The following is an 11,826-nucleotide window of genomic DNA, read 5'->3' on the forward strand; positions in this document are numbered from 1 at the left end:
GAATGGGTGGTTTAATGTAAAAGCAGGAAGAAAACATTCTTCCTGCTTTTTTATTTTATCTGACAGACTATATAGAGAATTTATAACCTACATTAACATTTAAAGAAGAATATTTGAAAACATAATCTGTTCCAGACGAAGCATAATTTTTTTCTTTAAAAGTTGCAGTATTTATAGAATATAACACTTCAAATAAGAACGATTTATACTCAACACCTGCACCTAACCCAAAATACAATCCGCCACCATCAACTTTAAGAACGGCTCCACCTACATTAAAATCATCATAAAAAGACCCGTGTGATATTCCGTAACCGATTTGGCCTACTGCATAAATACTTTCGGATAAGCTTGGTTTTACGGAAAGATATATATTTGTAAATCCTAACTTTGCTTTATCTTGATAAGAAAAATAAGTAGCATCATACGGAGATGAAAGTTCGGATTCAAAGCCATAACTTAAGCCTAAACCTACGGATAATTTTTCATCAAGTTTATAATAACCTTCTACTGCTATGGCAAAAGCATTAGATGTGTTACCTTCGTAGGTATTATAGTCAGGCCCCCAACAAAAAGATGAATTGTAATTTGATACTACGCTTAATCCTAATTTACCTACAATGTCAAACTTGCTGTCTTTACTTGCAAATGCAGGTACTACCATTGCTACCGCCAACAACATTACTACCAACAACTTTTTCATTTTTTACTGCCTCCTTTTTATAAAATTTACTTACTAATTTTTCTTTTATTCTATCATAAATTTTTTACATCGCCTATATCTGTAACAACTTTGTAACCGGCAAGAGATACTCTTCTTTCCAAGCAACCTCTGCATTCCGCTGCTTCTTCGTTTGTACAGATTTTGTCATCGTATAAAGTGTATAAATTTCTATATTTGGTTGGTGATAAATTTGGCATAACAACATTTGCACCGGATTTAAGTCCGAGTTCTCTGCCTTGCGGATCTATTGTTCCTAATGCCGTTGTTGAAGGTATTAAAGCATAAGGGAACAACAACCTTAATATTGAAATTATTTTTAATGTTAAATTCAGTTTACCATGCTCAAACTTTTCAAATTTTGTGTTTTGTGCCGGAATAAAAGGTCCTATTCCTATCATATCGGGTTTAAGTTCCTGCAAAAAACGAAAATCTTCAATAATGTTTTCTATAGTTTGGTAAGGTGAACCTACCATAAAACCACTGCCTACCTGATACCCGATTTCTTTTAAATTAAAAAGGCATTGTTTCCTTTTTTTTAAAGATAAACTTTCGGGATGCAACTTTTTATAATGTTCTTCGTTTGCAGTTTCGTGCCTTAAAAGGAACCTGTTGGCACCTGCTTTAAAGTAAGCAAGATAACTTTCTTTACTTTTTTCCCCTATCGATAATGTAATTGCACAATCTTTATAATTTTTTCTTATTGCAGATACAATATCACAAATTATATCGTCTGTAAAAAAGGGATCTTCCCCGCCCTGCAAAACAAAAGTTCTGTAACCTAAAGCATAACCGTCTTTACAACATTGTAAAATTTCATCTTTTGTTAAACGGTACCTTTGAATATTTTTGTTTGTGCAATTTATACCGCAATAATAACATCCGTTTTTACAATAGTTTGTAAATTCTATTAAGCCTCTTAAATAAACATCTTTACCGTAAACTTGTTGACGGACAATATCCGCCTGCTTAAAAAGTTCATCTTTATAAGTGTCCGTTTCAAGCAACAGTTTAAACTGTTCATTCGAAAGATTTTTGTTTTGTCTTAATTCTTCAATTATGTTCATGAGTTATATTATAACATATACCGGAAATTTTTTTGTCGTTGTCGTTCAAGACCTTAAGATTTTATAAAAAAGCGGGAAGAGAAACCTTCCCGCTTTTTACATTATTGTCGTTATTGGCTTTCAAAGGATTTACAAATTTTAAGCTATAACGAAATATTTGCCGCCTGAAGTGTACTGAAATGAAAGCGGAGCGAGTGGTATTCGAAGAAGGCAAATATAAAGTTATAGCTTAAAAGATAAATCCGTTTCGCCAAATAATATTAAAATGTTAGTCTGCAAAAAGAGCTGTCGAAAGATATCTATCCCCCGTATCCGGCAACAAAACTACAATATTTTTCCCCTTATTTTCCGGTCTTTTTGCAAGTTCTATACCTGCCCACAAAGCTGCACCTGAAGAAATACCTACAAGCACACCTTCTTTTTTACCTATAAGTTTACCTGTCGCAAAAGCATCTTCGTTTTTAACAGGAATAATTTCATCATAAATTTTTGTGTTCAAAACATCGGGAACAAAACCTGCTCCGATACCTTGAATTTTGTGCGGGCCTGCAACTCCGGTAGACAAAACTGCCGATGTTGCCGGTTCAACTGCTACAACTTTTACATTAGGATTTTTAGATTTTAAAAATTCACCTACACCGGTAATTGTTCCGCCTGTTCCTACACCTGCAACAAATATATCTACTTTACCGTCGGTATCTTCCCATATTTCAGGACCGGTTGTATCTCTGTGTATTTTAGGGTTTGCAGGGTTAACGAATTGTCCCGGAATAAAGCTGTTAGGTGTTTGCTGTGCAAGTTCTGCTGCTTTTGCAATAGCACCTTTCATACCTTTTGCGCCTTCGGTTAACACCAACTCTGCGCCGTAAGCTTTCATCAACTGTCTTCTTTCTACAGACATGGTTTCAGGCATTACAATAATAATTTTGTATCCTTTTGCTGCTGCTACTGCGGCAAGGCCAATACCTGTATTTCCGCTTGTCGGTTCAATAATTATTGAACCCGGTTTTAATAAACCTTTTTTTTCTGCATCTTCTATCATTGCTTTTGCAATTCTGTCTTTAACTGAACCTGCAGGATTAAAATATTCCAATTTTGCAATTAATTTTGCTTCCAAATTTTCTGCTTTTTCTATGTGTGTGAACTCCAATAAAGGTGTTTTTCCTATTAATTCATCTGCTGATTTGTATATTTTTGACATAATAAATCTCCTTTTTTATAACGATTTACAACTTTGAACTGCGACTTTATATTTTGCTCCCTTATGTACCAAGTCGCTTCCGCTTTATTTTTTTCTCCTGTTTTATATAGCGACCGCAGATTTTGGACTACAGTTTTGTAATTTCAAAACTTATGTACTTATCCGCTTCGCTAATTTTTTGTACACCGCGTTTTGAAATTACTTCACTTCATCTCAAAATTTACGGTCTTCATCGGTAAAAATCGTTTCACAATTTTTGTTATTTTTTAATTTTCTATTCTATTTCTGTGGGCATTCTGCCGTTGAACAAGTTTCACTTGTACTACAACTATCATTACCGCAGCTGCAACACTCTGCGAAACTTAAAGAAACAACAACTGCTAAAACTGAAATGATTAACAATATTTTTTTCATATATACCTCCAAATCACAAGTATTATTTTAACAAATTTTTTATTATTTTTTTCTAACATTAGAGACTTTAAGATTTTAGGTTAGAATGAAGCAACTAACGAATGAAGTGTACTTGGATCCCGTAAGGGCGTACTCGATTGAGTTAGTTGCAAAATTATAACCAAAATATTAAGGTCGATATAAAGTGTTTTTTATATTTTACTTAACTGCTTCAAAACCCTGTTTCAAATCATCAATAATATCATCTATATGTTCCGTACCTATAGATAATCTAACCGTTGTGGGTTTTATTCCACTGCTTAACAACTCTTGTTCTGAAAGTTGTGAATGAGTTGTTGATGCAGGATGTATTACCAAACTTTTAACATCTGCAACATTTGCAAGAAGCGAGAAAAGTTTTAAACTTTCCGTAAATTTCTTTGCCGTTTCCGCGGTACCTTTAATTTCAAATGTGAATATTGAAGCTGCACCTTTCGGGAAATATTTGTCATACAATTCTTTTTGTTTTCCCGTTGCTAAAGACGGATGATTAACTTTTTCTACTTGCGGATGATTCTTTAAGAAATCTACCACTTTAAGTGCATTTGATACATGTCTTTCCACTCTTAAAGAAAGGGTTTCAAGACCTTGCAACAACAAGAAAGAGTTAAACGGAGATATTGCTGCTCCCTGATCTCTTAACAATGTTGTTCTTATTTTTATTATGTATGCCAAATTACCTACCGCTTTTGTAAACACTACACCATGATAAGACGGATTAGGTTTTGAAAGTCCCGGGAATTTATCGTTTTGTGCCCAATCAAATTTTCCGGCATCAACGATAACTCCACCCATTACCGAACCGTGTCCGCCGATAAATTTTGTTGCCGAATGTACCACTATATCTACACCATGTTCAATAGGCCTTAATAAATAAGGTGTGGCAAATGTACTGTCTACTATAAAAGGTATTCCGTGCTTATGTGCAATTTTGGATATTGCATCCAAATCTATAACATCTGAATTAGGATTTCCTAATGTTTCGGCATAAAGAAGTTTTGTATTTTCTTTTATTGCTTTTTCAAAGTTTTCGGGATTTGAAGGATCAACAAATGTTGTTGAGATTCCTTGCTCTTTTAAAGTATTTGCAAACAAATTGTATGTTCCGCCGTAAAGATTTGTGGAAGATACTATATGATCCCCTGCAGTTGCGATATTTTGAACTGCATAAGTAATTGCAGATGCTCCCGATGCTGTTGTAAGTGCTGCAGCTCCGCCTTCAAGTGCTGCAATTCTTTTTTCAAGAACATCTGAAGTCGGGTTCATCAATCTTGTATAAATGTTTCCGCCGACAGTAAGTCCGAATCTGCCTGCTGCCGTTGCGGAATCTTTAAATACATAAGATGTTGTTGCATAAATTGGTACTGCTCTTGAATCTGTTGCTGAATCCGGTGTTTCTTGTCCTACGTGTACTTGTAATGTTTCAAATTTATATTTTGACATTTTTATCTCCTGTTATAATGATCGAAAGTTTTTATTTTCACATTTGAATTTTCAAGTTTTATGTATTTTATGTGTTTTATATTTTCATACATGGCAACTTGAAAATTTTTTGTTTAGCAAAAAAAACATCTCGATCCATAAAAAATCATCTTTGACAATTTTTTATCGAATTTTTATTTTTTATTATTTTTTAATTTCTAAGATCTTTACTTTTTAACTACTACTTTCCAACTACTACTTCTTTACTACCTACACATTCGCTCGTAAAACAAATCACATTCTTTAATGCAACATCGTGGAATGATTTTATTTTGACTATCTATTATTATTTGTTTATCTTTTAAATTCATATTTTTAACCCTTTATATACATATCAAATAATTTATTTTTTTACTATTTTTTCTACCTACCTTTGCGGTAGGTAAATATATTACAAAAAAACTTTTTATTTGTCAATACCAAACTTTTCCGTAGATAAATTTTAATTTATGATTTATTATAAGTTTATATTTTAACTAAAAAATAACAATCGCAAACTTTCTAAAAAATCAATATTACTTATTGCTTTTCATATAAATTCACTTACTAATCAACATAATATAAATAAAAAAAACAGGGAGAAAACGTATCCCTGCTTTTTTATTCCATCCTTCCAATCTTATATTTCTCTATATCTCAAAAAGAATTGCCTTGCAATTTTTTCTTATGTATAATATCAAGATAAATTATTGTTTTTTTAGGAGCAAATATGGAATTAACAAAAAAAGATGTTGATTATGTTGCTTCTCTTGCAAGATTGGAATTTGAAGAGAAGGAAAAAGAAAACTTAGTTAAACAACTTGGCTCTATTTTGGGTTATATCGACAAGATAAAAGAAGTTGATACTTCAACAATAGCACCTACAAGCCATGGCGGAACAAGCGAAAATGTTTGGAGAGAAGATGTTGTAGTAAAAAGTTCTCAAGAAACTATAGATGCTTTATTTAAAAATGCACCGGAACAAGACGGCGACTTTTTTAAAGTTAAGAAAGTTATGGAGTTAGAAGATTAAATTTTATTTCATAAAATTTAATTTACAATTTATAATTAAGGAAAGAAATATGAACAATGATATAATAAAGATGACTGCAACGGAGCTTGCAGCAAAAATTAAAAGCAAAGAACTTTCAAGTGTTGAAGTAACAAAAGCTTTTCTTGGAAGAATAAAAGAAGTAGATCCTAAAATAAAAGCATATGTTTCCGTATGTGAAGATTATGCTTTAAAGCAGGCACAACAATCCGATGATAAAATTGCTAAAGGTGAGAATGTAGGTGTGTTGGAAGGTGTACCTATAGCAATTAAAGATAACATTTTAATAAAAGATATCAGAATGACTGCATCATCAAAGATTTTGGAAAACTATATCGCTCCTTACGATGCAACAGTTATTACAAAATTAAAAGATGCAGGTGCGGTATTCGTAGGTAAAGCAAACCTCGATGAATTCGCAATGGGTTCATCAACGGAAAACTCCGCATTTTTTACTACAAGAAACCCTTGGAACACGGAACATATTCCGGGAGGTTCTTCAGGCGGCAGTGCTTCCGCAGTTGGTGCAATGACAGCTCCTTTAGCATTAGGAACTGATACCGGCGGTTCTATAAGACAACCTGCAAGTTGTTGCGGAATCGTTGGTGTAAAACCTACTTACGGCAGAGTAAGCAGATTCGGTGCCGTAGCATTTGCTTCTTCTCTTGACCAAATAGGTCCTATGTCCAAAACGGTTGAAGACAGTGCATTATTATTGAATGTTATTGCGGGACACGATACAAAAGATTCAACATCAATAAATATAGGTGTACCAAACTATCTTTCTACAATTAAAGACGGCGTTAAAGGTTTAAAAATCGGTCTTCCGAAAGAATATTTTATAGACGGTTTAGATGCAGATGTTAAAGCGTCGTTAGATAAAGCAATAGAAGTTTATAAGAATTTAGGTGCGGAATTTGTAGAAATTTCTTTACCTCACACGGATTATGCAGTTGCTGTTTATTATATTATTTGTTGTTCCGAAGCATCTGCCAACCTTGCAAGATATGATGGTGTAAGATACGGTTTCAGAGCAGAATGTAATAATTTGTTGGATGAATATCAAAAATCAAGAGGACAAGGTTTCGGTGCGGAAGTTAAAAGAAGAATAATGCTTGGAACTTATGCACTTTCAGCAGGTTATTATGATGCTTTATACGGAAAATCTCAAAAAGTAAGAACATTGATTAAACAAGATTTTGAAAAAGCGTTTGAAAAAGTTGATATTATTCTTACTCCTTCAGCTCCTACACCTGCATTTAAAATAGGTGAAAAGAGTTCGGATCCTTTACAAATGTATTTATCAGATATATTTACAATAAGTTGTAATTTAGCTGCTATACCGGGAATGAGTTTACCTTGCGGTTTTTCACAAAAAGGTATTCCTATAGGTATGCAATTACTTGCTAAACCGTTTGATGAACAAACGATGTTTAAAACAGCTTATGCCTATGAACAAGCTACGGCTTGGCATAAAGAGTTCCCAAAAATATAATTGTATGAGGATATAAAAAATGAATAATAAATATGAAGTAATTATAGGACTTGAAGTTCACTCACAAATAAAAACAAAAACAAAAATTTTCTGTAATTGTTCTACAGAATTTCATTGTAAACCTAACACAAACATTTGCCCTGTTTGCACCGGTCAACCGGGAGTTTTGCCCGTATTAAACAAACATGCCGTAGAACTTATAGTAAGAACAGGTCTTGCTTTGGATTGTACAATAAATAAGAAATCCGTATTTGCAAGAAAACAATATTTTTATCCCGATTTACCTAAAAACTATCAAATATCTCAATACGAACTTCCTTTCTGCGAGCATGGCAAAATAAATATTTCCGTTGACGGTAAAACAAAAAGTATCGGTATAACAAGAATCCATTTGGAAGAAGATGCCGGAAAACTTATACATGATATAGGTTCAAGACAACTTGATTATTCTTTGGCAGACTACAACAGAACAGGCGTGCCTTTAATGGAAATTGTTTCCGAACCTGATATGAGATCACCGCAAGAAGCGGCAGCTTATTTGGAATCTCTTAAAAACTTAATCGAATATGTTGAAGCTTCCGATTGTAACATGGAAGAAGGCAAATTCAGATGCGATGCAAATATAAGTATAAGACCTTTCGGTCAAAAAGAGTTCGGAACAAAAGCAGAACTTAAAAATATGAACTCTATTTCCGGTGTTCAAGAAGCTCTTTCCTACGAAGTAGAAAGGCAAATTGAAATTGTAGAATCCGGCGGCAGAGTTATACAGGAAACAAGAACTTGGGATCCTAATGAAAAAGTGACGAAATCCATGAGATCCAAAGAAAATGCACACGATTACAGATATTTCCCGGATCCTGATTTGGTACCTGTAAATTTAGATGATGAATTTATAGATAATATTAAGAAAAACATTCCGGAACTTCCCGAAGCAAGAAAAGCAAGACTTATAAACGATTTGGGACTTTCCGAATATGATACTAACATAATAATATCAGATAAAGCTCTTGCAGACTATTACGAAACAGCTCTTAATACTGCTAATAAAGGTGCAAAAGATTGTGCAAAGACCGTTGCAAACTGGATTATCACGGAATTGTTAGGTAAGTTAAACAACTCAAAATTAACAATAAAAGAATCCCCTATTTCACCTGAAAATATAGGTAAACTTGTAATACTTATTTCCAAAGGAACAATATCGGGTAAAATAGCAAAAACGATATTTGAAGATATGTTTAAAGATAACAAAGATCCTGAAGTGATAGTTAAAGAAAAAGGTCTTGTTCAAATATCCGATGCAGGCGAAATAGTAAAAGTTTGCCAAGAAGCAATAGATGAAAATGCTAAAATCGTTGCGGATTATAAGTCCGGTAAAAAATCGGCTATAGGTGCTTTGGTTGGTGCCGTAATGAAAAAATCCAAAGGTAAAGCAAACCCTCAAATGGTAAACAAAACATTAACCGAACTTTTAAACAAATAAAATTTTGTTTAAATATAAAAAAAGGAACTATGTTATAAAGCATAGTTCCTTTTTTATTTGATTTATATATTTTAATTCTTAAAAAAGTTCTTTAGTATTCTAAAAATTTTAAATGAAAAAGTCTTAAAAGTATTTAATAAAAATATCGAAAAATTTATTTTAAATTTATATAAAAAACCTAAATCCAAAGACATTTCTTTTAAAAATTTTATATGTTCTATTGCTATAGAATAATTTTTTTGTAAAGTTTGCTTAGATATGTTCTTACCTAATTTACCAAGTTTATATAAAAAAAAGTCTATACAAAATTCTTTTATTTTCGGTTCGTTGAAATTTCTTTTTTGTAAATCTTTTGTTAATGTAATAAAATTGCAGAAATCATCTGTTGCATTTTTTTCAAGATTAGTTGTTATGCTGGAATTATGTTTTCTATAAAACAATAATTCATCAGAGATAAAAGCTATCTTTTTTGAGTACAAAAATACTAAACCTAAAAACGGACAATCTCCGGCACTTTTTCTCTCATCATAAAACCAAATGTTATTATCCTTTATCAAAGATGTTTTATATATTTTTGACCAAACAAAAGCACCGGCATATCCCTTATATAACCTTTCTATATCACTGTTTGCGGTTATTTTATGAATTTCTCTTATTCTGGCAGATTTATATGCGTTGTCTTCCTGAAAATAAAATTTATAACTTGCTCTTACAACATCTGCACCTGTTTCTTCTATTTTATTATACAAGACTTCTAAATAGTTTTCTGTTATCCAATCGTCGGAATCTATAAATGTTAAATATTTTGTATTAACATTTTTGATACCGGTATTCCATGCACCTAATAATCCTTTATTTTCTTGTGTGATTATTTTAAATCTTTTATCTTTTTTTGCATATTCTTGTAATATTTCCAAGGAATTATCTGTAGAACCGTCATTAATACACAAACATTCAAAATCTTTAAATGTTTGATTTATTATACTATCCAAACATTGTGTAAGATATTTTTCTACGTTGTAAACCGGTAATACTATTGTTATTTGCGCCATTTTATTTCCATTCCGCCTTACTATTTACAAAATTCTTTATATTTGAAACTACACTTACTTTGTCGTTATCAATATCTACGATATGAAAACCGTAAACATTTATAACCATTGTGTTATCTACTTTCGTAATTTGTTCCGTCATTTGTCCTTCAAAATGAACATGTCCGTGAAACCAAATTAACGGATTAAACTTTTTAAGAAAATTTTTAAAACATAAAAAGCCTTTATGACAAGTATCTTGTTTATCATGAACACCTAATATAGGTGCATGAGAAACAACGATTATTTTCTTCTTTTTTCTTCTGAATATAAAATCTTTTATTTGTTGTATTCTTATTTTTTTTGATACTTTACTTACAATTCTTGCCATTTCTTTTTCGGTATATTGATACCCTTTCATATTGTATCTCATTGAACCTTCAAAACCCACCAAGATATAGTCGGCATAAACTTCCATTCTTGCATGCAAATTTATACCGCCCAAACTGAACTGCTGTTCATCATCATAAATTTTATCGGCTATTTTTTTAAAATAATCTTTGGAAGTATCGTTATTTAATGTGGGATGGTTACCTTCTACAAAGAAGAAATATTTTCTTACACTGTCAACAATAAATTCCAAATAACTTTTAGATAAATCTCCGCAAGATACAATAAAGTCAATCTTTTTTATAACATTTGTATTTCCGATTATAAAATCTTGAAGTTTTGCATCTTCTTTATCGGATACGGCAAGAATTTTCATAAGTTATCCTTATTTTAAATTACTTTACTAAGTTTTTTATAATATCGGTAAATATCGAAGGAATAATATCAAGAAACTTTTTATCTTTATATTTTGCCATAAAGTCATGTGCGGTAAAATCAAAACCGACATCGTGTCCCGCCTGCTGACTTAAAAAATATTTATGTTTTTGTATCCATACATACAAGTCGGTATAAGTTCTGTTTGCGAATTTAGATAAAATTTTTTCTTCTTTCATTAATTCTACGGCAGGCAAAAATCTTTCGGCATACCATTTGTAAGATACAAACATTATTGATCTTTTTATAAGTTCACCGTTATTATAATTTTCTTTAAAATCCAATATTTCCTGGTTTAATATTGCATAACTTTTTAATTCGGTAACTTTTAAAGGATGTATTAAAATTTTATTATTTAACATTGTTGCTTTTTGAAAAGCGTTTTCTTCCAACTTTATCAAAAACTTTTTTGTGCTTTCCGAATCGAAAGTATAATTTTTATCTTTTGATAATTCAAAATCAAATTTAATTTCCGTAACATCGGCATCTATATATTTTGCTTTAAATTCATTTTTAGCTACTGCAACTCTGTGATGACCGTCTATAATGAAATAGTTATCCAACATTTGGTAAACCTGTATCGGTTCCAAATTTATACCTTTTTCCATTAAAGATTTTATGTATTCGTATCTGGATGAACCGTCGCTACGTTTCGGCAGCAATGTTTCGGAAAAATCTAAATATCTTCCCAAACTGCCTATAATTTTATCTATAGGTATTGCCTGGATTCCTTTTGATTTTAATGTATATACCGGCACATTCTTTTCTATTGCAGAAAAATCTACTAATATTCCGTCTTTATCGTTTGCCATTTTTACCTCTATAAAATAAAAAATATGGGTAGAGAGGGAATTGAACCCTCACGGCTCTTGCGAGCCTCAGGATTTTAAGTCCTGTGCGTCTGCCAGTTCCGCCATCCACCCATATTCACTACACTTATTAAAAAAAACATATTGCAACTAATATTGAGAAATTATACATTTTTTTTATAAAGCTGTCAAAAAATTGCGGAGCAATTTTTAGCTTAAAGTTTAAAGCTTA

10 protein-coding genes and 1 tRNA gene are annotated in these 11,826 nt (G+C 31.8%); 3 read left to right on the plus strand and 8 right to left on the minus strand.

What is annotated here, in order from left to right; all coding sequences use genetic code 11:
• Nucleotides 1-67: 67 nt before the first annotated feature.
• The 4 genes from B2Y85_RS07450 to B2Y85_RS07465 all read right to left on the minus strand — a co-directional run bounded on the left by B2Y85_RS07450 (nucleotide 68) and on the right by B2Y85_RS07465 (nucleotide 4,885).
• A complete protein-coding gene (locus B2Y85_RS07450) occupies nucleotides 68-703 on the minus strand; it encodes a hypothetical protein (protein WP_372519854.1) in 636 nt (211 codons plus the stop codon).
• Nucleotides 704-756: 53 nt separating this feature from the next.
• Nucleotides 757-1,788: a [FeFe] hydrogenase H-cluster radical SAM maturase HydE gene (gene hydE, locus B2Y85_RS07455; RefSeq protein ID WP_372519855.1), complete on the minus strand. Its 1,032-nt coding sequence runs from the start codon at nucleotides 1,786-1,788 to the stop codon at nucleotides 757-759.
• A 268-nt stretch (nucleotides 1,789-2,056) separates the two neighbouring features.
• Nucleotides 2,057-2,989, minus strand: a complete 933-nt coding sequence (cysK, locus tag B2Y85_RS07460) for a cysteine synthase A (protein ID WP_372519856.1) — start codon at nucleotides 2,987-2,989, stop codon at nucleotides 2,057-2,059.
• Nucleotides 2,990-3,601: 612 nt separating this feature from the next.
• A complete protein-coding gene (locus B2Y85_RS07465; protein ID WP_372519857.1) occupies nucleotides 3,602-4,885 on the minus strand; it encodes an O-acetylhomoserine aminocarboxypropyltransferase/cysteine synthase family protein in 1,284 nt (427 codons plus the stop codon).
• Between the two features lie 748 nt (nucleotides 4,886-5,633).
• On the opposite strand from B2Y85_RS07465, the gene gatC reads away from it, so the two are divergent.
• From gatC to gatB, 3 genes are read left to right on the plus strand one after another with little or no spacing between them, the layout of a single operon-like run.
• Nucleotides 5,634-5,936 (plus strand): Asp-tRNA(Asn)/Glu-tRNA(Gln) amidotransferase subunit GatC, encoded by a 303-nt coding sequence (gatC, locus tag B2Y85_RS07470; protein ID WP_372519858.1) that lies wholly within the window; start codon nucleotides 5,634-5,636, stop codon nucleotides 5,934-5,936.
• Between the two features lie 49 nt (nucleotides 5,937-5,985).
• Nucleotides 5,986-7,449 carry an Asp-tRNA(Asn)/Glu-tRNA(Gln) amidotransferase subunit GatA gene (gene gatA / locus B2Y85_RS07475; protein WP_372519859.1) on the plus strand — a complete coding sequence of 488 codons (1,464 nt, stop codon included), beginning with the start codon at nucleotides 5,986-5,988 and terminating at the stop codon, nucleotides 7,447-7,449.
• Between the two features lie 19 nt (nucleotides 7,450-7,468).
• Nucleotides 7,469-8,929: an Asp-tRNA(Asn)/Glu-tRNA(Gln) amidotransferase subunit GatB gene (gene gatB, locus B2Y85_RS07480; protein ID WP_372519860.1), complete on the plus strand. Its 1,461-nt coding sequence runs from the start codon at nucleotides 7,469-7,471 to the stop codon at nucleotides 8,927-8,929.
• 71 nt (nucleotides 8,930-9,000) lie between these two features.
• Here the strand turns inward: gatB and B2Y85_RS07485 are convergent, their stop codons facing one another.
• From B2Y85_RS07485 to B2Y85_RS07500, 4 genes are all read right to left on the minus strand, one after another.
• Nucleotides 9,001-9,981 (minus strand): glycosyltransferase family 2 protein, encoded by a 981-nt coding sequence (locus tag B2Y85_RS07485; protein ID WP_372519861.1) that lies wholly within the window; start codon nucleotides 9,979-9,981, stop codon nucleotides 9,001-9,003.
• Nucleotide 9,982: 1 nt separating this feature from the next.
• The gene (locus tag B2Y85_RS07490; RefSeq protein WP_372519862.1) at nucleotides 9,983-10,726 is read right to left on the minus strand and encodes a metallophosphoesterase family protein; all 744 of its coding nucleotides are present in this window, start codon (nucleotides 10,724-10,726) and stop codon (nucleotides 9,983-9,985) included.
• Between the two features lie 19 nt (nucleotides 10,727-10,745).
• Nucleotides 10,746-11,597 (minus strand): DUF4032 domain-containing protein, encoded by an 852-nt coding sequence (locus B2Y85_RS07495; protein ID WP_372519863.1) that lies wholly within the window; start codon nucleotides 11,595-11,597, stop codon nucleotides 10,746-10,748.
• A gap of 25 nt (nucleotides 11,598-11,622) precedes the next feature.
• Nucleotides 11,623-11,708, minus strand: a tRNA-Leu gene (locus B2Y85_RS07500).
• Nucleotides 11,709-11,826: the final 118 nt, after the last annotated feature.

Origin of the sequence: Candidatus Ruminimicrobiellum ovillum (assembly GCF_002392975.1) — a bacterium.
GTDB lineage: Bacteria > Elusimicrobiota > Endomicrobiia > Endomicrobiales > Endomicrobiaceae > Ruminimicrobiellum > Ruminimicrobiellum ovillum.